The sequence below is a fragment of the uncultured Thalassospira sp. genome, from assembly GCF_963976115.1.
Taxonomy (GTDB): Bacteria; Pseudomonadota; Alphaproteobacteria; order Rhodospirillales; family Thalassospiraceae; genus Thalassospira.
In genome coordinates this window covers 20,761-44,719 of sequence record NZ_CAXBJJ010000001.1, presented here as the reverse complement: position 1 = coordinate 44,719, position 23,959 = coordinate 20,761, and the positions used below count along the sequence as shown (strand labels likewise).

The 23,959-nt window shown below is 51.7% G+C and carries 21 protein-coding genes; 5 read left to right on the top strand and 16 right to left on the bottom strand.

Going from position 1 to position 23,959, the window contains the following annotated elements:
* Positions 1-16: 16 nt before the first annotated feature.
* Entirely contained in the window at positions 17-463 is a 447-nt protein-coding gene (locus tag AAC086_RS00190) for an NUDIX domain-containing protein (RefSeq protein ID WP_339773990.1), read from the top strand.
* A gap of 65 nt (positions 464-528) precedes the next feature.
* Here AAC086_RS00190 and AAC086_RS00185 read toward each other — a convergent pair whose 3' ends face one another.
* Positions 529-1,521: a histidine phosphatase family protein gene (locus tag AAC086_RS00185; protein WP_339773988.1), complete on the bottom strand. Its 993-nt coding sequence runs from the start codon at positions 1,519-1,521 to the stop codon at positions 529-531.
* A gap of 237 nt (positions 1,522-1,758) precedes the next feature.
* A complete protein-coding gene (locus tag AAC086_RS00180) occupies positions 1,759-2,181 on the bottom strand; it encodes a YchJ family metal-binding protein (protein ID WP_339773986.1) in 423 nt (140 codons plus the stop codon).
* A 578-nt stretch (positions 2,182-2,759) separates the two neighbouring features.
* Between AAC086_RS00180 and rpoH the strand changes: the two genes are divergently transcribed.
* Positions 2,760-3,629, top strand: coding sequence for an RNA polymerase sigma factor RpoH (gene rpoH, locus AAC086_RS00175; protein ID WP_339773985.1), 870 nt, complete (start codon positions 2,760-2,762; stop codon positions 3,627-3,629).
* 89 nt (positions 3,630-3,718) lie between these two features.
* Here rpoH and AAC086_RS00170 read toward each other — a convergent pair whose 3' ends face one another.
* Together AAC086_RS00170 and AAC086_RS00165 are read right to left on the bottom strand one after the other, a co-directional pair.
* Positions 3,719-4,171, bottom strand: coding sequence for an NUDIX hydrolase (locus AAC086_RS00170; protein ID WP_339773983.1), 453 nt, complete (start codon positions 4,169-4,171; stop codon positions 3,719-3,721).
* Positions 4,172-4,444: a hypothetical protein gene (locus AAC086_RS00165; RefSeq protein ID WP_339773981.1), complete on the bottom strand. Its 273-nt coding sequence runs from the start codon at positions 4,442-4,444 to the stop codon at positions 4,172-4,174.
* 198 nt (positions 4,445-4,642) lie between these two features.
* Between AAC086_RS00165 and AAC086_RS00160 the strand changes: the two genes are divergently transcribed.
* Positions 4,643-5,521: a DUF502 domain-containing protein gene (locus AAC086_RS00160; protein WP_339773979.1), complete on the top strand. Its 879-nt coding sequence runs from the start codon at positions 4,643-4,645 to the stop codon at positions 5,519-5,521.
* 131 nt (positions 5,522-5,652) lie between these two features.
* Here AAC086_RS00160 and recG read toward each other — a convergent pair whose 3' ends face one another.
* A complete protein-coding gene (gene recG, locus AAC086_RS00155; protein ID WP_339773977.1) occupies positions 5,653-7,740 on the bottom strand; it encodes an ATP-dependent DNA helicase RecG in 2,088 nt (695 codons plus the stop codon).
* 247 nt (positions 7,741-7,987) lie between these two features.
* Between recG and AAC086_RS00150 the strand changes: the two genes are divergently transcribed.
* Positions 7,988-8,263 carry a succinate dehydrogenase assembly factor 2 gene (locus AAC086_RS00150; RefSeq protein WP_339773975.1) on the top strand — a complete coding sequence of 92 codons (276 nt, stop codon included), beginning with the start codon at positions 7,988-7,990 and terminating at the stop codon, positions 8,261-8,263.
* Between the two features lie 4 nt (positions 8,264-8,267).
* Positions 8,268-11,765 carry a transcription-repair coupling factor gene (gene mfd, locus AAC086_RS00145; RefSeq protein ID WP_339773973.1) on the top strand — a complete coding sequence of 1,166 codons (3,498 nt, stop codon included), beginning with the start codon at positions 8,268-8,270 and terminating at the stop codon, positions 11,763-11,765.
* A gap of 58 nt (positions 11,766-11,823) precedes the next feature.
* Here mfd and AAC086_RS00140 read toward each other — a convergent pair whose 3' ends face one another.
* From AAC086_RS00140 to AAC086_RS00090, 11 genes are all read right to left on the bottom strand, one after another.
* A complete protein-coding gene (locus AAC086_RS00140) occupies positions 11,824-12,489 on the bottom strand; it encodes a DsbA family oxidoreductase (RefSeq protein WP_339773972.1) in 666 nt (221 codons plus the stop codon).
* A gap of 33 nt (positions 12,490-12,522) precedes the next feature.
* A complete protein-coding gene (locus AAC086_RS00135) occupies positions 12,523-13,743 on the bottom strand; it encodes a phosphopentomutase (RefSeq protein ID WP_339773970.1) in 1,221 nt (406 codons plus the stop codon).
* A gap of 79 nt (positions 13,744-13,822) precedes the next feature.
* Complete coding sequence (gene deoC / locus AAC086_RS00130) at positions 13,823-14,659, bottom strand: deoxyribose-phosphate aldolase (RefSeq protein WP_339773968.1); 837 nt, start codon at positions 14,657-14,659, stop codon at positions 13,823-13,825.
* A gap of 97 nt (positions 14,660-14,756) precedes the next feature.
* A complete protein-coding gene (locus tag AAC086_RS00125) occupies positions 14,757-15,896 on the bottom strand; it encodes a succinylglutamate desuccinylase/aspartoacylase family protein (RefSeq protein ID WP_339773967.1) in 1,140 nt (379 codons plus the stop codon).
* Between the two features lie 75 nt (positions 15,897-15,971).
* Positions 15,972-18,161 (bottom strand): methyl-accepting chemotaxis protein, encoded by a 2,190-nt coding sequence (locus AAC086_RS00120; protein ID WP_339773965.1) that lies wholly within the window; start codon positions 18,159-18,161, stop codon positions 15,972-15,974.
* Between the two features lie 72 nt (positions 18,162-18,233).
* Entirely contained in the window at positions 18,234-18,980 is a 747-nt protein-coding gene (locus AAC086_RS00115) for an ABC transporter permease subunit (RefSeq protein WP_339773963.1), read from the bottom strand.
* Positions 18,981-18,982: 2 nt separating this feature from the next.
* Positions 18,983-19,675 (bottom strand): ABC transporter permease, encoded by a 693-nt coding sequence (locus tag AAC086_RS00110; protein WP_339773961.1) that lies wholly within the window; start codon positions 19,673-19,675, stop codon positions 18,983-18,985.
* 89 nt (positions 19,676-19,764) lie between these two features.
* Complete coding sequence (locus tag AAC086_RS00105; protein WP_339773959.1) at positions 19,765-20,562, bottom strand: transporter substrate-binding domain-containing protein; 798 nt, start codon at positions 20,560-20,562, stop codon at positions 19,765-19,767.
* A gap of 86 nt (positions 20,563-20,648) precedes the next feature.
* Positions 20,649-21,422, bottom strand: coding sequence for an ATP-binding cassette domain-containing protein (locus AAC086_RS00100; RefSeq protein WP_339773957.1), 774 nt, complete (start codon positions 21,420-21,422; stop codon positions 20,649-20,651).
* 382 nt (positions 21,423-21,804) lie between these two features.
* The gene (locus AAC086_RS00095) at positions 21,805-22,524 is read right to left on the bottom strand and encodes a response regulator transcription factor (RefSeq protein ID WP_339773955.1); all 720 of its coding nucleotides are present in this window, start codon (positions 22,522-22,524) and stop codon (positions 21,805-21,807) included.
* A 29-nt stretch (positions 22,525-22,553) separates the two neighbouring features.
* Positions 22,554-23,702: a HAMP domain-containing sensor histidine kinase gene (locus AAC086_RS00090; RefSeq protein WP_339773954.1), complete on the bottom strand. Its 1,149-nt coding sequence runs from the start codon at positions 23,700-23,702 to the stop codon at positions 22,554-22,556.
* Positions 23,703-23,959 lie beyond the last annotated feature (257 nt).

Genomic DNA, 23,959 nt, shown 5'->3' with positions numbered 1-23,959 from the left:
TACGGAGACCTCGCATTTGATCGGTCCTGTTTTTGGCAGCCCCGAACCGGGTAAATTTTATAACATCAAGGATTGTGCCTATGCCGTTATTCCCGATGGCAAAGGTCGCCTTGGTGTGGTCAAAACACCCAAAGGCATCATGCTGATCGGGGGAGGGGTTGAACGCGGAGAGTCAGTCCAGGTGGCATTGGCGCGTGAGGCGATTGAGGAAACCGGGCGTGCCCTGCGCATTATCTCGCAGATTGGCATTGCGACCCAATATGTAAATAACCGCGCCAAGGGAAAATACCGCTTAAAACGCGGCGTGTTTTTTATTGCGGAGATTTTGCCAAAAACAGTCGCCCAAATTGACCTGGACCACGAATTTTTGTGGATGCCAGCACGCGATGTTGAAAAGAAACTGGTGCGATCATTTCATCGCTGGGCCGTACAGCATTGTCGCGAACAGACTGCGGCTCAATAAAGTTCTGTATAGGCGATTGCAATTAATCAGGGGGCGATTATAAGGCCTTAAGAAGGGCACATAACCTAACTTACAAAACGGTCTTTCTGGTCGTTAAATGCCTTTAGAACTTTCCGCAGCCCCTCTTCCTTGACTGTTTCAATTGCTTCGTTCAGGGGAACCCATTTGCGGCCTCGATGGGATTCTTCCCATTCGACATCGGGTAAGAGCTGTTCAACCCTCATGGCAAAGACTTCAACATCACATCGGGCACCCCATTTCTGGTAATGGTATTTCCCAACCGACGGTTCCAGTGCCGTGCCAATGCAGCCTGCTTCTTCGCGTGCTTCTTTAACAGCGCTTTCAATCGCGGTTAAGCCAGGGTCGATCGCCCCTTTGGGGATGACAAAATGCTTGCCGCCGCTTGATAACGTCATCAGGACTTCAAAATCGCTATCACCATTATCGTGGTTTGTTACCCGAAAGGGAATAACCGACGATTGACGGTAAAAATAGGCTGGCCGTTTGCGTTTTTGCGAACCGTTTCGATCCGGCCAGGGAAAGTCCTGCGGCACATTGGCCGCGTCAACCATTTGAACGATCCGTCCCGATGCCGGTGATAAACTCGGCCAATCACATGTAATCTCGATCATGATGATTGAAGCAGGCTTTAGCGATGGAAACAGACGTTTTTTGCGCATGTCAGTGCCCGCGATCAGGGCAGGAAGCGCGCTGATGCCGGGGTTATGGCCCACGATCAGGACATGCTTTGTTTCGGCGTCAAGGGCTGTCAGGGCGGACAGCAGGGTCTGCGCTGAGGCATTATAAAAATCAGGGTTGATTGTAATATCGGGCGCTACGCCGGGATAAAGCGTTTTGTGCAGTTTTTCTGCCGAATGCAGTGTGCGTTCGGCAGCGGATGCGATGATTTTGTCAGGATGCAGGTTCTTTTTGTCAAGAAAGGCCCCAATGCGCTGTACGTCCAATTTGCCGTCTTCGGTTAACGGACGGTAAAAATCGCCCCTGGCGTCGTAGGTGACAGTTTCACCGTGCCGCAAAAGGGTGATCAAACGTTTCATTCAGTTGTCCTTGAAAAAAGAATTATATTGCCCGTCTCATGCATACGGACAGACAGCCTGGGTGCAGACCTATAATATGGGATCAAATTGGCGCGTTAAAATGGCGCACAAGGCTACTTATGCCAATAACTTCAGCAATCCGCCTTGCCTGGCGCCGTATTGCACAGATTAGAAGGTGAATCTATGAAATTTTTATGATCATCGCGTTTGCGCGTTCAAAAACCGTGCAGAACGCGCTTAAGGCAACATTTCTCCGTCGACATATAACCACTTCCCGTTGTGACGCAGAAAACGCGAATTTTCGTGCAATGTGCCGCGGTGACCATTCTCAACAAAGCTGGCAATAAATTCGACAAACCCGACATTTTCAAACAGGCCACCGGCCTTGGTATTGACGATTTCAAGACCGACCCAACAGGCTTTCTGCCGTGCGACCGTCCGGTCTGCAAAGTCGCGGGCTTTTTCCGGCGGTACAGTGTCGACCAGATACGACCCCAGGCCAAGCGCAAAGGCGCAATAACGCGAACGCATTAGCAAAACAGCCGTTGCCGGAAGTCTGGTTCCAAGGTGAAAAGGCTGGCAACATTGTCCGTAAGGTTTGTTTGTGCCGCACGGGCAGGCAGAAGTGGATGTTACAGTACTTGATTTCGATTTTGGCATGGGCGGGCAGGGTCCGGGTTAAAAGCGCAGAATACGGCGAAAAATCATGGAACAGCCAGAGCTTCACAGCGTTGTGAACATAGAGTGATTGTCCCGGAAAGCAAATTGCCTTTTTTTAGCCTTATATCGTTTCTACCGTGACATTGCAGGAATTGATTATATCCGACTTGTTTGGTCGGGTATAATCGATAAAAGCTTGATATTTAGTCCAAATGTTGATGTCAGGATGTGTGGTTTTATCTTGACAAAATTACTCAGGATTAGATATGTTAACCATATAAAGCGGGTGGGGGCCCATTAGGCACCGCCGGATTTAAGTCCGGCCAGGTTTGGCGGACATAATGTCGATTTGCTTCAAAGTAAGGATGAGACACATCATGAACAACAAGTTTTGCATCAGGCGTCCTTTTCCATAGGCACTCATCGAAATGGCCTCGTTATGCTCTCGTTGCATATTTAGCCATTTTTGCCTGTGACGTGTTTCAATTGCACATGATTGAGGTTGCGTAAATATTCCCGGGATTAAACGTCTTGTATGACGATACCGGTTTACGTTGACCTCTCAGGAGGACAAAACCATGAGCTCACTTAAAATGCCTGCTGTTCCCCAGGATGACGGATTCTCTGGATATCTGCGTCAGGTATGGAAATTTCCGATGCTGACCGCTGACGAAGAATATATGCTGGCCCGGCGCTATGTCGAACATGAAGACACAGACGCTGCCCACAAAATGGTCACCAGCCATTTGCGCCTTGTTGCCAAAATTGCCTTTGGTTATCGTGGTTACGGCTTGCCAATCACGGATCTGGTGGCCGAAGGCAATACCGGCCTGATGCGTGCCGTGCAAAAGTTTGACCCCGAACGGGGGTTCCGCCTGTCGACCTATGCCATGTGGTGGATTCGTGCAGCTGTGACAGAATATATTCTGCATAGCTGGTCGATGGTTAAACTTGGCACCATGGCCGCACAGAAGAAACTTTTCTTTAGCCTTCGCAAGGCCAAAAAGCAGCTGAATATCTATGACAATGGTGAATTGACGCCGGAACAGGCTGGCCAGGTTGCCGAGCGTTTGGGCGTGACCGATAAAGAAGCGCTGGATATGAACCGTCGTCTGGCGGCGCGTGATTTCTCTCTCAACACGCCGATGCCCAAAGACGAAGGTATGGAATATCTTGATACTCTTGCATCTGATTCACCTTCGCCAGAAGCTCTGGTTGCAGATTCTGAAGAAAAAAGTCTGCATAACGGCATGCTGAAAAACGCACTTGGTGAATTGCCAGACCGGGAACGCGAAATTATTCTGGCCCGTTTTCTGAGCGATGATCCGATCACGCTGGAAAAACTGGGCGAACGGTTTGGCGTAAGCCGGGAACGTGTTCGTCAGCTTGAAGCCCGTGCTTTCAAAAAGTTACAAGAATCTGTTCTTACACAACATCAGGCTGCCTAACGGCAAATTGTCGAGCCTGTTGGATATGACAACTTCAAGGGTGGCATTTCGATGCCGCCCTTTTTTGCATTTGTAGTCGGGGACGGGGATCAGCACTTGCGCAATTGCCGGGATTTTTTAATCACTTCAATGGTTCTGGCCCATAAACCGTATGTCTCAAGGGTATCCGGGTTGGCCCAAATGGCCGATACGGCATCATCACCGGGAACGGGTGTGATGGTTTCAGGGGCGGCATCGGCACTAAAATCAAGTAAAGTGTAATGATATCGCGGTTTGCCCGCGATGTTTCCGGGAATAATCAGATCAACGATTTCAAGGAATCGGATATTTTCAATCTGCACCGATGTTTCCTCGAATACTTCGCGGATCAAGGCCTCGTTTACGGTTTCGCCCAATTCTTGCGCACCGCCTGGCAAGCTCCATTCACCTTCTTTCGGGGGCTTGCCCCGGCGAACAAGCAGAACCTTACCATCGTGCCAGACAACGGCACCAACCCCGATAAGGGGGCGGGCAGGGTCCTTTCGATCCGTTTGGTCTGTCATTTACCTGGCACTACCGTCTTCATCTTCGTCTTCAAGATCCGGATCCGGCAAATCGGTAACGATTTTTCCCGTCATTTCATGCGCTTGAATAACAGTATGACCCAGAAATTGGTCGTCTGATTGCGGGCGTAATGACATGACAAATTCGGTCGCGGGTGCACTGTCCGCGGCAAATTTCCGGGCTGTCTCATAGTCGCTTGCCCGAACAGTGGTGGTCGTGATGCGAACGGCACCGTTATCGTCGTAAATATATTCAACAATCCAGACCTGCAAAACGGCTCCATTTCATTGGTTACAGTTTGTTTGGTTGCACTGCAAAAGCGCTTGCTGTTATCAGTATTCTAAATATGCAGGCTGCGACCGGCGTCATAGTCGGGGAACGATCGTCGCAGCAATGCCATATTGTTTCGGGCAATGTTTAAAGACATATTTGCAGTGTGTTAACGCACTACAACCTATCAAAGGTGATAAATGAACGCCAAGCGTGATGATACTCCCGATAACAATAATACGTCGCCAACCCCGCCATTACCATCGTTAGGTGTTTTTGGCCGGTTGCGGACATACTTTTTGACGGGGGTTCTGGTTAGTGCGCCACTGGCGATAACCTTTGGCCTGGCATGGTGGTTTATCGAGTTTGTCGATGGGTCGGTAATGCCTTTGATCCCGTCAAAATATAACCCCGAAATTTATCTGCCCCAAGCCTATCAAAGTTATGGTATCCCCGGCTTTGGCCTGTTGGTTATCGTGATCGCCATCACACTGGTCGGTTGGCTAACCACCAATTTCGCCGGACGTGCGCTGATCAAGATTTATGAACGCATTCTTGGCCGTATCCCGGCGGTGCGCAGCATTTATGGTGCGATCAAACAAATTCTGGAAACTGTGCTGGCAAACCAGTCCAACGCATTTCGCCAGGCCGTGTTGATCGAATATCCGCGTCGCGGCATGTGGGCCATTGGCTTTATCACCGGAGAAACCAAGGGCGAAGTACAGAACCTGACCGAAGATCAGGTTATAAACGTGTTTTTGCCGACCACCCCAAACCCGACATCGGGCTTCTTGCTGTTTGTTCCCAAACGCGACGTTGTCGTGCTTGATATGACGGTGGAAGAAGCCATTAAAATGGTCATGTCGGGCGGGATTGTTACCCCGGTTGATCGCCGTTCCAATGAATTGCAAGATAAGCCGGTTGTCTCGGCCAGAACTTACGAAGACATGGACGTCCTGCGCGAAAAGGAAAATGCACCCATCCTTCTTTCGCGCAATGAAGCGGACAACAAACAGTCTGACAAGGATACGCCCGATGGTGCAACGGTCCCCAAAACCGACAAGAGCGAAAACGCGTAAAACCATCCGCTCTGAGATCGTAAAAGCATAAAGAACAGGGCTGGAACATGATGTGTTTCAGCCCTGATTTTAAAGGAAATATGCTTTATTTTAACAATTTTGCATCATCTGTATTTGCCGTTATTGAGCGGTTACCCGGATCGAAAATACCGAACGGCTTCATCTCGTTCGAACAGATACAGCAACAAGCGCAATGACTGTCCGCGCGGGCTTTGCAAATCCGGGTCGCGATCAACAATCAGCTTGGCATCGTCACGCGCAATGGCCAGTAAATCGCCATGTAAATCCAGGCTTGCCAAACGATAGGCCTGAAGGCCGCTTTGCCGGGTTCCCAAAACTTCACCGGCCCCACGCAATCGCAAATCTTCTTCGGCAATGACAAAACCATCCTCGGTTTCGCGCATGATTTTAAGCCGTGCTTTCGATATTTCGCCCAAGGGGAAGCCATATAGCAACAGGCAGGTCGATGCCCCGCTGCCGCGCCCAATACGGCCCCGCAACTGGTGTAACTGTGCCAGGCCAAAACGTTCGGCATGTTCGATGACCATGATGGTGGCTTCGGGCACATTTACCCCCACCTCGATTACCGTGGTTGCAACAAGGATCGATAAATCGCCATGGGCAAATCTGTCCATGACAACATCCTTGTCCTTGCCCTTCATTTTGCCATGTACAAGACCGACGCGTGCCTCACCAAACATATCCACCAAAATGCGGTGTCGTTCCTCGGCCGCCTGCAAATCGATGATTTCGGAATCTTCGACCAGTGGGCAAACCCAATAAATCTTGGCCCCCTGGTGCATTGCACGGCCAATACCGGCTGTTACATCCTCGACCTTGTCAATCGGCAGCACCCTTGTATCCACCGGCTGGCGTCCCGGTGGTTTTTCGTCTAACCGCGATACTTCCATATCGCCAAATGCCGTTAGCGTCAGGGTGCGGGGAATAGGGGTTGCCGTCATCACCAGCACATCAACAGCTGTTCCTTTGCCTGCCAGCATCAGACGTTGATGCACACCAAACCGGTGTTGTTCGTCAACCACGGCAAAAGCCAGATCGTGAAAGGCAACACGATCCTGAAACAGGGCATGGGTGCCAACCGCCACAGCAAATTCACCGCTGGCCAAACCATCAAGGATTTTTTGCCGCGCCTTGCCCTTGTCACGTCCGGTCAAAAGGGTACAGGTCACACCGATTTGTTCAAGCATCGGCGCAATGGTTTCAAAATGCTGCCGGGCCAGAATTTCGGTTGGCGCCATCAAGGCAGCTTGCCGCCCGGTTTCAACGGCGTTTAACATCGCCATCAAGGCCACCACCGTTTTGCCCGAGCCGACATCGCCCTGCAAAAGGCGCAACATACGGCCGGTGCTGGCCATATCGTCGTTAATCTCGTTTAAGGAACGTTGCTGCGCCCCGGTCAGCGAAAAGGGCAACAATTTGCCAAGCAATTGGCGCAGCCTGCCATCGCCGACGATCGACCGGCCGCCCAGCTTTTTCATCTTCGCCCGGATCAGAGTCAGGGCCAGTTGATTGGCCAGCAACTCGTCATAGGCCAGTCGGCGGCGTGCGGCGTGGTCGGGCAAAAGGTCGCGGTCATCTTCGGGTTTGTGAGCCTGAAACAGGGCGGTTTTAAAATCGGGCCAGCCATGGCGCTTTTGCAAGGCCGGGTCATGCCATTCCGGCAGGTCGGGAACATGGCTCAGTGCACTTTGAACGGCTTTGGTCAGGGTTTTTCCGGTTACCCCGGCGGACATCGGATAAACCGGCTCTACCGTCTGGATCGCGTCGCGTTCAGCGTCGGTGCCGATCCGGTCGGGGTGGGTGATCTGGTATTCACCCCGGTAATGGTCAATCTTGCCGGAAATGATCCGCTTTTCGCCTTCGGGCAAGACCTCGTTAAGGTATTTTCCCCGGGCATTAAAAAATACCAGCGTGACAAACCCGTCATCGGTGCGGCAAATGATGCGATAGGGGCGACGGCGGTCTGGCGAGGGTTCATGGCGCTCGACAAAAACGTCCATGGTCACAATCGACCCGTCGATGGTTTCCGACAGGGGCGGCGAGAATCGCCGGTCAATCAGACCGGTTGGCAAATGCCATAACAAATCTACCAGATGCGCACCGCCAATCAACCGTTCGACCAGCGGTTTCAAGCGCGGGCCGATACCGGGCAGGCTGTCTATTTCAGCAAAAAGCGGGAACAGGATTTCCGGGCGCATACGTTTGTGACTTAAGCTTTAAAAATGGAACATTAGAAGAACAAAGACTTGTTTCTGTTCGGTATACAGCATATTTTCACGCTCGCAACCATCGAGTTGGGCCGGGGAGGCAATTCGCACCTTCGCAGCATGGACCAAATTCGTAAATTGCCTTACAACGCCAGGCCTTGACCCCAGGCCATTGCCGCAAAGCGACATTGTGCCATATGTGGACATGCGCGCAAACAGTGACAGGAGAATATGGCCCATGACTGATCATGATAATGAACTGGAATTGCGGCGCAAGAAGCTGCAATTTCGGGGTGCCCATCGCGGGACCAAGGAAAACGATATTCTGGTGGGCCGCTTCATGGATGCCCATCTGGCAGCCCTGACCGAACGTCAGCTTGACGATTTTGAAGCCCTGATTGTTGATGTACCCGAGGCCGATTTTTTCAAATGGGCCACCGGCAAGGAAAAAGCGCCAGTCGCCTATGATACCGACGTTCTGGCGATGATTAATGAACTTAGCAACGCCAGATAAAGCATTGAATAATCTTAAAGATATCGTCACACGCACGGATCGTGCCCGGCTGGGCGGGGTTCCCGAAGGTTTTGATGCTCTTTTGCTGCGCGAACTTATGGATGCAGCAAAAGACAACTGCACCATTTTGCATATTGCGCGCGATGATAAACGCATGGCGCAAATGGCTGAAGGGTTGCATTTTTTTGCCGGTGAAGTCGAAATACTGACATTTCCGGCATGGGATTGCCTGCCATATGACCGTGTTTCCCCCATTGCCGATGTCACCGCACGCCGGGTTGAAACCCTGACCATTCTGGCCGACCCCAAACAGCGGGCGGGCGAGTTTGGGCGGATCGTGCTGACAACGGCGGCGGCGGTAATGCAGCGTGTGCCGATGGTTGATGTGATGCAACGGGGTAAATTGACCCTGACGACCAACCAGGAATATTCCCGCACCGATCTGACCGCCTATTTTGAACGCATGGGATATGGTCGTGCGGAACAGGTGATGGAACCGGGCGATTATGCGGTGCGCGGCGATATCGTTGATATTTTTGCGCCGGGCATGAAAGAACCTGTCCGTCTGGACTTTTTTGGCGATGAAATTGAAAGCATTCGCCGGTTCGATGTTGAAAGTCAGCGCACCGTCGGGCGCATCGGTGAAATATCGCTATTGCCGGTCGGTGAAATCTTTCTCGATCCCGATACGATTTCACTGTTTCGCAGTAAATATCGCGAATTGTTTGGCAATGTCTCGCAAACTGACCCGCTCTATGAATCGATCAGTTCCGGCCTTAAATATGGCGGGATGGAACATTGGTTGCCGTTGTTTCATGACGGGCTGGATACCCTTTTCACCTATCTGCCCGATGCCATTATCAGCCTGGATCAGCAGGTAGACGAAGCCATTGATAACCGCATGGAAATGATCGATGATTATTTTCAGGCCCGCCAGAATATCAAAGGTGGCGGCCTGTCGGGCGATAGCGTTTATAAACCGGTTCCGCCTGAACGCCTTTACCTGGATCATGCCGAATTTTCCCGCAATCTTGCCGGGCGGCTGGTGCTGGATTTGTCGCCTTATGTCGAAGAAGAAAACGCCGAACGCGGCATTTTTGACATGGGGGCACGCAAGGGGCGTGATTTTGGTGATATTCGCGCCCGTGCTGATGTTAATCTTTATGATGAATTGCGCGATTTTATTTCTACACAGCGGGGCAAACAGCACAAGGTTGTCATCGCATCCTATTCGGATGGCTCGCGCGACCGTATGGTATCGCTTTTGCGCGAACACGGGGTGGGCAAGGTTGTTACTGCCGAATGCTGGGAAGACATCGCCGATGATTTGACGTTTGAGCATTGCGCCGTTGTTATCCTTGATATTGAACACGGTTTTCGCCGCGAGGGCCTGTGGTTTTTAACCGAACAGGACATTATGGGCGAGCGAATGAGCCGCCCCGGCGGGCGGCGCCGCAAAGCTGAAAACTTTCTGCGTGAAGCGTCCGAAATTGCCGAAGGCGACCTTGTTGTTCATATCGAACACGGGATCGGCCGTTATTTGGGCCTGATGACGGTTACGGCTGGTGGTGCCCCGCATGATTGCCTGCAACTTGAATATGACGGTGGCGACAAGCTGTTTGTGCCAGTCGAAAATATTGAAGTTCTGTCGCGTTACGGATCGGACGAGGGCTTGTCGATCCTGGACCGTCTTGGCGGTGCCGCATGGCAGGCCCGTAAGGCCAAACTGCGCGAACGTATTCGCGATATGGCCGACAAGCTGATCAAGGTGGCTGCTGCCCGCCATTTGCGCAAGGGCGAAGCCTTGACCGTGCCCGAAGGCGCCTATGATGAATTTTGTGCCCGGTTTCCCTTTACCGAAACCGAAGACCAGGCCCGCGCCATCGAAGATACACTGGGTGATTTATCGGCAGGCAAACCAATGGACCGGCTGGTATGTGGCGATGTTGGTTTTGGCAAAACCGAGGTTGCCCTGCGCGCCGCGTTTGCTGCTGTTATGTCGGGCAAACAGGTTGCCATTGTTGCCCCAACCACATTGCTGTGTCGCCAGCATTACCTGAATTTCAAGGAACGGTTTAACGATTTACCCGTTCGGGTCGAACAGCTTTCGCGCCTGGTAACCGGCAAGAACGCCAAGCTGGTGAAAGACAACCTTGAAAGTGGCCATGTTGATATTGTGTGTGGCACCCACGCGCTTTTGGGGCAGGGCGTAAAGTTTAAAGATCTTGGCTTGCTGATTGTCGATGAAGAACAGCATTTTGGTGTCAAGCACAAGGAACGCCTGAAAGAACTTAAAACCGACGTTCATGTGCTGACCTTAACCGCAACGCCCATTCCGCGCACCTTGCAACTGGCCCTGACCGGGGTTAAGGAACTGTCGATCATTGCGACCCCGCCGGTGGACCGTTTGGCCGTACGAACCTATATCACGCCTTATGACCCGGTTGTGGTGCGCGAAGCCATTTTGCGCGAACGTCATCGCGGCGGGCAGATTTTTTACGTTTGTCCAAGGGTGTCCGATATTGGCCGGGTGGCAAAGGAACTTGAAACGCTGGTTCCCGAAATCAAGTTTGACATTGCCCATGGGCAAATGGGGGCGCGTGATCTTGAACAGGTCATGACCAACTTTGTCGAACGCAAATTCGATTTGCTGCTGGCCACCAACATCATCGAATCGGGCATTGATGTGCCCAATGCCAATACCATGATTTTGCATCGGGCCGATATGTTCGGTCTGGCACAGCTTTACCAGCTGCGCGGGCGGATTGGTCGTTCCAAACAGCGGGCTTATGCCTATTTGACGCTGCCGAATGGCAAAAAACTGACGGCAACGGCGATGAAGCGGCTTGAAGTTATGCAGACCCTCGACAGTCTGGGGGCCGGTTTTAACCTGGCATCCCATGACCTTGATATTCGCGGGGCTGGTAATCTTCTGGGTGAAGAACAATCGGGCCATATCAAGGAAGTCGGGATCGAACTTTATCAGCAAATGATCGAAGAAGCCGTGGCAGAGGCCAAAGGCGAAATCGAGGATGCCGCCGATGCCGGGTTTGTACCGCAAATCAATATCGGGATGCCGGTTTTGATCCCCGATCGTTATGTGCCAGACTTGGGGGTACGCTTGGGCCTTTATCGCCGTTTGTCTGAATTGCGCACCCGCGAAGAAGTGGATCAGTTTGGCGCAGAAATGATCGACCGTTTTGGCAAATTGCCCAAGGAAGTCGAAAATTTGCTGGATGTGGTGACAATCAAGCTGTGGTGCCGGGCTTCCAATATTGAGAAACTTGATGCCGGGCCCAAGGGGGCCTTGATCACGCTTCACAATAACGAATTCCCCAATCCTGCTGGTTTGATTGGCTTTATTCAGCAACAGGTTGGTGTGGCTCGTTTGCGGCCCGACCATAAAATTGTCTATACCGCAGGCTGGGATGGCCCGATGGACCGATTGGACGGCGTTAAACGCCTGATGCGCCGCTTATCTGAAATTGCGGCACGCGCCTGATACAAAAATGGCGGCACCGGAAACGGGCCGCCATTTTTAATATAAGCTATCGGATTTTCTATAGCGCAATCAACGTGTCTTCTTGCCGGGCGAGGCGGATCATCCGTTGTAAAATACCGGGTTCCTGTGCCCCGGACAAAGCATGACGTCCGTTAAACAGGAAACAGGGAACACCACTTACGCCCAGCTGATGGGCAAGACGGCTTTCTTGCACCACAAAGTCATAATCCATGTCGCTATGAAGATAATCAATGATTTCACTGCGATCGGCACCATGGCGCATGGCAATATCCACCAGCACATCGGGGTGACCAATATCGCGCCCGCGCAAAAAATAGGCGGCAAAAATGTCTTCGACCAATGCATTGCCAATATCTGGACGCTCGGCGCACATTTTATAAATCAGACGATGTGACAGGGTTGAATCCGGTGTGATGGCAATGGCATCAAAGTTAAAATCAATACCAACGCTGGCACCGGCGAGAGCAATGGATTTATAGACACGTTTGGCACTTTCAATGCCGCCAAACTTGGTCGAAAGATACCATTTGCGGTCAACCCCGCCCTGGGGCATGTCGGGGTTAAGCAAAAACGGTCGCCATTCAATGGCAAAACCCGATAAGCCCTCGGTCTCGAGTGCTTTTTCAAGCCGTTTTTTACCGATATAGCACCACGGACAAACCGTATCGACGATGGCTTCAACGCGCAGGGCGGAAAGCTGCATGGTGTCATCTCCCTTGTCCGTGGTGGTGTTATCTTAACCGTGTAAAAATGACGTACCCGTGGCAATGGTGATCCCCAAATGTTCAGCCACCGTCTGGCCGATATCGGCAAAGGTATCACGCGCGCCAACCGGGCCGGGCGCAATCGCCGGGCCAAAGGCCAGAATGGGCACCACCTCGCGGGTATGGTCATTGCCGCGCCAGGACGGGTCACAGCCATGATCGGCGGTGATAATCACCAGATCGCCCGGTTTTAAGGCCGCACGCAATTCGGGCAGGCGGGCATCAAATTCTTCCAGTGCATTGGCATAACCTGGCACATCTCGGCGATGGCCAAATTCCATGTCGAAATCCACCAGGTTGGTAAAGACAAGGCTGTTATCAGGCGCTTGGTCAATTTCGGCCATCATGGCATCAAACAGGGCCATATTGCCCGCAGCCTTAACCTTTTTGCTGATCCCGCGCTGGGCATAAATATCGGCAATTTTACCAACTGAAATGACTTTGCCACCGGCATCGCTAAACACATCAAGCAGGGTTGGTCGGGGCGGGGGAACCGCCAGATCGCGCCTGTTTGCGGTGCGTTTGAAATCGGCGGGCGATGATCCGACAAACGGGCGGGCAATAACCCGGCCAATATTATAAGGTTCAACCAACGTGAAAGCGATTTCACAAACTTCCATTAAACGATCAAGGCCGAAATGTTCTTCATGGGCGGCAATTTGAAACACGCTGTCGGCCGATGTGTAACAAATCGGCTTGCCGGTTCGCATATGCTCTTCACCCAGTTTGGCGATAATCTCGGTACCCGAGGCATGGCAGTTGCCCAAAATGCCGGGAATTTTGGCACGTTTGATCAATTCGTCGGTCAGTTCGGCGGGAAAGGTTGGCACGTCGTTGGGGAAATAGCCCCAGTCAAAATCAACAGGAACCCCGGCAATTTCCCAATGGCCACTGGGTGTATCCTTGCCCCGCGATACTTCACGGGCAAAGCCATAGGCACCAATAATGGCCCCGCCATGTTCCAGCCCGGGCGGAATATGCCCGGTCACTTCCCGCGCGGCTTCGCCAAGGCCAAGTGCTGTCATGTTTGGCACACGCAACTGACCTTTGCGGAAATTGGTATCGGCCTGACCTTTTGCACATAATTCGGCAATATGGCCCAGCGTATCCGAGCCCACATCGCCAAACTTGCTGGCATCCGGGGCTGCCCCGATCCCAAAGCTGTCAGCAACAATTAAAATGGCGCGTGCCATGGAAAATCCTTTCCTGGTATTCTCATATGCGCCCTGGCCCAAAACCGGGATGGGGCTAGCTCACAGATAGGTATTTGGGTTAATAGTTGCCAGCATCTGTCGATAATGAGCCGCCGGTATTTACACCGCAAACAGCCAAAAGGTCGCTTAAAACGCTGCTGGCCCCAAAACGGAACGTCGTCGGCGTTGCCCAGTCCGGCCCCATAACGTGATCGGCGATGGCCAGATATAGCCCGGCATCATTCGTTGTTTTAACACCGCCCGATGCCTTGAATCCGCAATTCAGTCCTTGTTCTGCCTTGGCATCGCGAATGGCCGTCAACATAGCAACAGCGGCTTGCGGTGTTGCGCCGGTTGGCACTTTGCCGGTCGAGGTTTTGACAAAATTTGCCCCGTTGGTAATCGCCAGACGGGCGGCATCATAAATGGTTTGTGCATCGGGGAATGCGCCGCTTTCCAGAATAACCTTTAAGGTTATGAAAGGACCACAGGCCTGCCGGGTGGCGGTAATAACCTCGGCGGCACGATCAGGGGCGCCCGCAAGAAAGGCACGATAGGGCAAAACAACATCAATTTCATCGGCACCGGCGGCAACGGCATTGGCGGTTTCATCGGCAACACGCTGGGCATTTTGCCCGCCATCCGGGAAGTTGACCACAGTGGCAGTTTTAATGCCGCTTTGACCCAAAGATTTCCACGACGTTTCAATAAACGGTGCATACACACATACCGCCGCGATATTGCCAACCGGGGTTTGGGCTTTGGCGCACAGGGCTTCTATGGTTTCGATTGTATCGTCATCATTCAGGCTGGTCAGATCCAGAACCGAAATGGCCCGCTTGGCAGTTTCTTCATTCACGACGACAGACTTTTCTGCCAATTCAATCGTTTCCGGTATTTTTTTGATGTCGAACATTATATTGCCCTGTGATGTACCGTAAACAGGCAAGGTCCGGACAACCGCCCGGACCCCGCAAACAATATATTCTAGCTATCGCTTCAGCCTGCAGTCGTCAACGCGCAGTTAGCAGATTGCCGGTTTTGCCTGGCAACACGCTTGGCCCCGCGACCGAGCATAACAAGCCGCCCGGTACCACAAGTCGCCCGCCGACACGGGCATACATGAAGCCATCTGTTTTGCTGCTAAACGGGGTTTTTTCACCGGTTTCGGTATCAAGGACATATCCCAGTTCCTGACCGGCCTTGACCATACCGCCCGGTTTTGTTGAAAAGACGATCATGCCGCCATGGGTGGCGGTAACGCGGTCCACCCCTGCCAGGGGGGTTGCATCGCATTTGGCTGCGGGCAGGGGGCCGGGGTCACCCGCGATTACGCCGCGCCGTTGCAAGAAACAAAACAGGTTTGCCGCATCCTCGGTGGCGTAATGATCATACACATCCTGTTCGCCGCGCAATTCAATGGTGGCTGCCAGTGTTGCCATCGGGATGGGAAATGCCTCGCCATATTCACGGCGCATCACCACCCACGGCAGACTAAAGGCTTCGTCAAACGGATTATCACCGGATTCCTCGGCGATCAGGCAGGCTCCCGCGCCAATTTGAGCACTAAGATCAGCCGCAGCGGGCCAGCTGGAATCACTGGTATAAAGATGCATGGCGGCTTCCCAGTCACAATGCAGGTCCATAACCAGATCGGCATCAATAGCCAGTTCCGCCAGGGTAAAGCGTAAATCCTGCAAATCGGTCAGAGGCCCCAATGATGCCCGGCGTTCCTTGATCAGGCGGCGCAGTTCAGTGCGGATGACGGTAACATTTTGCACGCCGTCCTGGCCAAGTTTGCCTTTCACGGCAACAATCAGGTCGTCGCACAGATCAGGGTAATGACGGTTAAAATTTTGCCCGGTCCGCATGTCAAACCGGCCCAAAGGTTTCATATCGACATATTGGGTAAAGCCAATCGGGTTGGCAAACGGAACAATCACGACTTCGCCAATGATATCGCCTTTGGCTTCGGCATCGGCCAGCAGTTTTTCAAGATGGTGCAATACCAGCACACCGGGCAATTCATCGGCATGAAGGGCGGCTTGAAAATAGGCCTTGGGGCCTTTTCCCGGCGTTCCATAGGTGCGCACGGTCAGAGTGCGGCAGGTACCCATCTGGGGGCGAAGAAGTTCAATGCGCTGTTGCTGCATTTGAGACCTTTGGGTTGCTAAGCCGGGCGTTGGTGGCGCCGACATGTTGAAAACAAGTAAATAACAGATATTAGATCAATTGCGACGAACGCCAGACAAAAAACCATCCACGGCTGATTTCAGGGAAATGGCTTGCTGGTTTAGCTCGTCAGAGACGCGTGTTACTTCGCGCGACGCATCTTCTGATTCTTCTGACGCACGGGCCACACCATCAATCGAGGAAATAACAGACTGCGTTCCCTGAGCCGCCGATGTTGCACTTTGTGATATTTCGGCTGTGGCACTGCCTTGCTGTTCAATTGCAGCTGAAATGCTGCCGGTTAGCGTGCTGAGTTCGCCAATTGTCTGGGTAATGGTTTTAATGGCTTTCACCGCTTCGGCGGTTTCACCCTGCACTTCGCCAATCTGGGCGCTGATTTCCTCGGTCGCCCGGGCGGTTTGCGATGAAAGGTTTTTCACTTCACCGGCAACCACGGCAAATCCTTTGCCTGCATCCCCGGCGCGTGCCGCCTCGATGGTGGCATTAAGGGCTAAAAGATTGGTCTGCTCGGCGATGCCGCTAATCAGGGCAACGATTTCGCCAATCTTGCCGACGGACTGATCAAGGTCGAGAATTTTGCCATTGGCGGCCTCGGCTTCTGTAACGGCTTCCCTGGATTTGGTGCGCGCCGTTAATGAATTGCGACCGATTTCGTCAATCGAGGATGACAGTTCGGCCGTGGCCGTTGAAACTGTCGTCACGTCGCCAGCTGCATTTTGCGAATGACCCAGGGCATCGGCCCCCAATGAACGGGTTTTGTCGGCTGCCGACATCATGGACTGGCCAGCATGGTTCAACTGACCCATCGAGGAATTCAACGTGGACAGAATATTGGTAATGTCATCTTCGAATTTTTCGGTAAGCGATTGAAGATGCTGACTATGGGCAAGTTGCTCGGCCTTCTTTTCTTCTTCTTTACGCCGCATGGTGCGCCGTTCCTGAATATTGCGTTTAAACACCGCCAGGGCGCGGGCAAATTCGCCAATTTCGTCGGTCCGCTCGGTCGAGGGAATTTCGGCAGCCAGATCATCATCCGCCAAACGGACCATGGTGGCACGAATTTCATCAAGCTGGCGGATAACCCGGCGAACAATAAATTGTCCGACCAGACCAATCACCACCAGAATGGCAATCGCGCGCAGGATCATGGAATTACGCAGCTTGGCAATCGGTGCCATGATTTCGCTTACCCGGGCTTCGGCGATCATTGCCCAGGTCGCCCCGCCATATTGAATGGGCTGATAGGCGGCAACCCTGTCGACATTGTTGGCATCACGATAGGTCATTACCCCGGTTTCACCACTCAGGGCCGCGCGTACCGGTGTGGTGTCGCGCATGACAGTCAATACCGACTGATTGTCGTCATTTGCTGCGTTCAGTTGCCGGTCAACTGTTCTTAACATATGGTCGGGTCCAACCAGATAAATTGACCCGGTATCACCCAGGCCGGCTGGGTCGGCAGTGACATCGTTAATTTCCGAGACCGGTTCCTCGACCACCAGAAACCCGCGTACATCGCCTTTGTCCGCAATGATGGGGGCGACAATGAACCGTGAAATCATATCGGGAACGTTGCGCAAAAAGTCGCCAAAGGCGACCGGGATGTGGGTGGGGTCGGCCATCACACCTTTTAACAGGGTCGACAGGCCGGGATAGGGGAACTGCGTATCATTGATGTTGCGGCCAAATTCATCGCGTTTATTAACGGTGTAAATAACATCGCCCGTTAACGAGACCAGCATCAGGGATCGATATTGGCGTTCTGTTGCGATGGCATGCAGATCAACATGGAAACGGTTATGATAGCGGGTATAGGGTGTCCGTTCGTCGGGCTTGATCAACGCAGCACGCTGATCAGCAGGGTTTGGATTTTCATCAATAAACAGACGCCGCAGGTTTTTTTCCCGTCCATCGCCTTCAAGGGCCCAGCCTGAGGCAAAACTGTCGTTGGCTTCCTTGATTTGCAGGCTCCCCGCGAGGCGTTCGACCGACTGGTTTTCGACCGTCAACAGCCGGTTCAGGGTTGATGTTCGCGCATCAAGCAACGCGGTCAGCTTGTCGGCTGACAAGCTGCGGATATCGTTGGAAGCCAGCCAGTAATCCGCCGCCCCAAGAACAAGAATGGATATCAACGAGCTAATTGCGACCAGCAAAGGCAGCTTGACTGCCAGTCGCATGTTTTTACGCGGGCGTAGGGACGCACTTGCCACGGATGAACGGGTCATGATCGTCGGGAACCTTAAAAGGACGACCGGTGGCAGGACACCGGTCGCTGTCTATGTGGAAACAGGTTGCACTCAGGCCTGGGTGCCAATTTTTACAGTCGGCTTTTTGTCTGCCTGGCGGAATTCATTGCGGCGCAGATATTTTTCAATACCTTTAAAACCAAAAGTCAGCACGTAAACAATGATCAGATAAATAACCCCGGCCGAAATAAAGGCTTCATAGGGCAGGGCGGTGCGGGCCACAATTTTGCGGGCGGCTCCGGTTAATTCCATCATTGTTACGGTCGATGCCAGTGACGTTGCTTTGAGGGTGAAAATGACATCGTTGGTATAGGCGGGCCAAATAATTTGCCACATCCGCGGGAAAATGATCCGGCGATAGGTTGTCAGCGGCGTCATGCCGCAGGCTCGTGCGGCCTCGACCTCGCCACCGGGCACGTTATTGATACCACCGCGCATAATTTCAGCAACATAGGCCGCCGTATTAAGAATAAAGGTTATCAGGCAGTACCAATATGGATCGCGCAGATATGTCCATGTCCAGCTATCTTGAATGCCATCAATATTGGCGATCAATTGCCCAACGCCGTAATACATCATAAAAAGCTGGGCGATCAGGGGTGTGCCACGGAACAGATAGATAAACCCGAAAGGAACAGCCTGAATCCACAGTTTTTTGGATGTTCTGGCTATGGACAAAGGAACGGCCAGCAGGCTGCCGAAAATGACTGAAATGACGAGCAGTTGCAGGGTGAGCAGCAAGCCGTCAAACAGCCAGCCATGGTATTTTTCCAGAACATAGATCAGATCTTCAAACATGACTATGTCCTCGCTATGCCGCGGGAAGCCCGCTTTTCAAGACGATTAAACGCGATCAGCGACACGGTCGTAAAAGCCAGAAACATAAGCATTGCGACCAGATAAAACGTAAACGGTGCCTTTTCCGTGCCCGCCCCAACCGCTGCCTTGCGCAGGATTTCCTCAACCCCGACCACAGAAATCAGCGCGGTATCCTTGATTAAAACCTGAAACAGATTGTTCAGGCCGGGCAGGGCAAAGCGCCACAGTTGTGGCAATTTGATACGGTGAAATATCTGAAAGGGGGTCATGCCGGTGGCAATGGCCGCTTCGATCTGGCCTTTGGGAATGGCCAGCATGGCGGCACGAAAAACTTCAGAAGCAAAAGCCCCCTGTACCAGCGCCAAAGCCGCAACACCAGACCAGAAAGCCGGAATATCAACACGGGCTTCTTCGCCGCTGATCATTTCAGCAATGTTTTGAACCGCAATGGTGCCACCAAAATAGATCAGTAAAATAACCAGAAGTTCGGGAATGCCACGGATAATAACCGTATAGCTTTCTCCGATGACGCGCAGGGTTTTAAAACGCGACAATTTTGCCGACGCACCCAACAGGCCAATAACAATCATAAAAGGCAACACCGTCAGGCACAGTTGAATGGTGACAATTCCACCATCAAGCATTTGCCAGCCGCGGCCATATAAATCAAACATGATCTCTCCCGCATGCCTTGATGTCGGTAATTATTGTCCGACAATAAGGGAAGGGCGACACCGCAGTGTCGCCCCTGTTTCTGAACCGATCACCGCGGGTGAAGGTTAATCGTCGGAAAATATTTTTTGTTCAGTTTTTCATAGCTGCCATTGGCCAGCATTTCGGCCAGGGCTTTGTTAAACAGTTCTTTCAGGTCCTGGTCTTCCTTGCGCAGACCAATACCTGCACCTTCGCCAAACCATTCAGCCGGCGCAAAAGTGTCAGAGACAAAGCTGTAGCCTTTGCCTGCATCGGAATTAACCCATTCCAGCAAAACGCCCGAATCTGCCAGGGTCGCATCAATACGGCCTGCCGTCAGGTCCAGCAAGGCGTTGTCCTGGGTGTCATACATGCGGATTTCAGCATTGGGGAAATTGTCTTCAAGGAAGTTTGCGTGGGTGGTCGAACGCTGAACGCCGATAACCATGCCGTCAAGCGCATCTTCGATGACTTCGCCATCTTTATAGGCTTCGATCTTCATGCCGTCTTTGCCAACAAAAACAGCCGGTGTGACGCAGTAATAGTTGGTGAAATCGATCGAACGTTTACGTTCTTCAGTAATCGACATCTGAGCAATGACAGCGTCATATTTTTTCGCCAGAAGGCCTGGAATAATGCCGTCCCAGTCCTGTGCAACGATTTCACATTCAACGCCTGCAGTTTTGCAAAGCTCTTTGGTGAAATCGACATCAAAACCCTGTAAATTGCCGTCTTTATCGACAAAGTTAAACGGAGGATAAGCACCTTCTGTTGCAACCACAACCTTTTCCCAGGCGGCACTTGCGACAGATGCACTAAATGCAATACCGACAGCTGCAATCGCAGCGGCCTTGATCCAGTTCTTCATTCATAGTCTCCCTTGTTGTAACGAGAAGACAGCTTATGCTGCACCCTCCCTGTTCCGGCCCGCCACCGCTCACCGAAACGTCCAGATCAGTAGTCACGCTGAAGGAATTGCCTCATGCGTTCTGATTTTGGATTTTCGAAAACCTCTTTGGGGTCTCCGGCTTCTTCGACAAGTCCCTGATGCAGGTACATCACCTTGTTCGAAACACCCTTGGCGAACCCCATTTCATGGGTCACCACCAGCATTGTCCGGCCTTCTTCGGCCAGATCGGTCATGACCTTTAAAACTTCACCAACAAGTTCCGGGTCCAGCGCCGATGTCGGTTCGTCGAAAAGCATAACTTCGGGTTCAATCGCCAGCGCCCGGGCAATGGCCGCACGCTGTTGCTGTCCGCCAGAAATATGACCGGGATAATAATCGCGGCGTTCATACATTCCGACCTTGTGCAAAAGGGCGTCGGCTTGCTCGATCGCCTGTTTTTTGGGAACACCCAGCACATGCACCGGTGCCTCGATGACGTTCTCAAGTATTGTCAAATGGCTCCACAGATTAAAGCTCTGGAACACCATCGCCAGCTTGGTACGAATACGCTGTAACTGTTTTTTATCGCCTGGTTCCTGATTACCATCAGCCAGGGCACGCATCTTGATCAGTTCGCCATGAACATAAACATGACCGGCATTGGGCGTTTCAAGAAGGTTGATGCAGCGCAGGAAGGTACTTTTACCAGACCCCGACGAACCGATAATGGAAATCACATCACCGGTATTGGCAGTCAGATCAATGCCTTTGAGCACTTCGTGATCACCAAACCTCTTATGCATCCCTTCGACTTTAAGGGCGGGTGTTGCTGTGCTCATAACGTAAAAAAGAGCCCCCTGTTGCTATTTTGCGTCTTGATATGACGTTTGAAAAGGGGAGCCAGGCAGCATCGCCGCCGTAAAATGAGTCCCCCGAGTATCATCTTGTCCGTCAATAATGACGCGTGATGCCCCCGTATTTCTACTGATTTTTTACATATCTATGAAGAAAATGATGGAACCCGCACGATATGCCGCCCGGCTTTACCGGTTTTGGCAAAGATTCTGCGGAGATACGGGATTTTACGCAATAAACCATCTGCATATATTGCATGCACCATGGGTCACTGGTTAAAATGTAACCATGTATCGCACCATCAAGATTCGAATCTTACCGGTCTGAACAGACAATCTCTAACATCAGGTGGGCGGGGATATACATTTAGCGCGAAAAATTCCTTGGTTGCCCATGGATGGTGATGCCGGAAAGAACATATCCAATACTGCGTGCCGATTTTAACGGCAAAGAATGCGACGTTCCGACAAATTTTCGACGCAGCCGCGATACAATGACATCCAGGCTGCGGTCATCACTGCTGATTGTTTCTTTGCCCAGGCCGGCAAACAAATCGTCCCGGGAAACCGGTTGTCCGGGAATTTTACTCAAGATGGTTAAAATGGCATATTCCGCAGCCGATAGCCGAACCGAAACGTTGTCTGGCGAGATAAGCAGCCATTTTTCTGCATCAAAGATCCAGTCTGCATTTACCTCTTGCACAGGAGGGCCGATTCTTTGCGACAAATTTCGAATAACAAGTGCCAGCTCTCTGACATCAAGCGGTTTTTCCAAATAGCTGTCTGCACCAAGGGTTAACCCCAAAATGCGATCATTTACACCACGCCGTGCGGTTGCCATGATCAAGCCAGCCTTGGTATCGTTGCGTAATCGCTCTATTGCTGCCAGGCCACTTTCGCCAGGAAGATTTATGTCGAGCACAATAATATCAGGGTTGAAGGCCGCAACAAGCGGCGAGAGTTCTTCAATAGACCCGGCGGCCTTAACATTCATGCCGTGCTTGGTTAAAAAGCGCATGACGGGAATGCGGAAGTCTTCTTCATCATCCACAAGGATGACACGGATCTCGGTAGGGCTATGAAGCATGGGATATCCGTTTCACATTCTAACTATTTTCAAGTGTCGGCAGGCTGTTCGTTAAATGAAGCAGGGAGCTCAATTTGAAAAACGGTGCCATTTTTAAGGCACTCAGGAAGGTTTTCGAGATCAAAAGCGTTGCCGATTTTAACGGTTCCGTGGTGCAATTCGACAATTTTACGCGCAAGGTATAATCCCAACCCCGTGCCCTGTTTTTGAAGGGTTTTGGGAGCCCGGTAGTATTTTTCAAAAATGCGGTCGGCGTCAGCCCTGTCAATTCCCGGTCCGTCATCAAGAACATTGATAAGCATTACCGGATTTGGATTTTCACGCATTTCAACAATGATACGAACATTTTTAGATGATTTGGCATATTTGCAGGCATTGTCGATAACAGAAGATATGGCGACCGGAAGCAGATAAGAATCGGAATTAACCAATGGCGTTCTTTCAAACCGCCATTCAATCGTGACATCATATTCAATCGCCAGGTTTTCCAGTATTTCCCTGATATCCAGACGATGTTTTTGCGATATGTGCGATGTTGACGCCAGCCATTCATCGGCAAGGCATCCTTCCATCAGGTTCGCCAGACGGCGTGTGGCGCGTCGAATACGCGAAATTTCCTCAATGGATTCTGTGTTGTTATCGTTGGGTTCCAGGTTACAGGAAATGACTTCACTTGATGCATCAATGATGGACAAAGGTGTTCTGAACTCGTGCGAAATCATGGTTAAAAAATTGCGTTGTTCGGTTAAAGCTGATTCCGCCACATGCCGAGCAAAATCCAGTTCGGAAACACGTAATCTCAACTGGTTACTTAGTCTTTCTGTAACCAGAACGGGAAAACCGCTTGCGATGCAACAGGCAAATAAACAGTTCCAAAGGTAATACCAGGCGGTAACATTACCTTCCCACATCGACAAACCTGGTGTGGGCTCACCGAACACAACCGCACCGACCCTGAATAAATTAATCGCCGCATTGAACAAAAAAGCACCTGCGACAAGATAGATGACGAAGGCTTCGCGCGGGTTCGTTTTTGTTGGTATTTTTAGCAATGGCAGTCCGGCCAGAAACGAAAAAACCATGAGGGCTGTGGCGCTAACACCAACACGTACACCAAACGCTTCGGGTTGATCATACAATAGAAAAAACGGAACTGAAAAGCCGATCACCAGAAACACCAAAAATCGGGTGGGGGGGCTTCGTTCAGCGAATATATTGTTTCCCACAGCAATAAGTGTCACCCCGACAAGAAGCAGCGTGTTGCCCCCGAAAACAGAAACAAACATGGGAACGATACCGCGCCCAAACAGCAAAATGCTGCCGATCACACTGATGCCCATGCCGATGGCCCATATGGAAAGGCCTTTTATTTGCGGATGCATCCACCATAACGCTGCCAGCAGAAGTGTTGAAAATGCCGACAGGATCACGAACA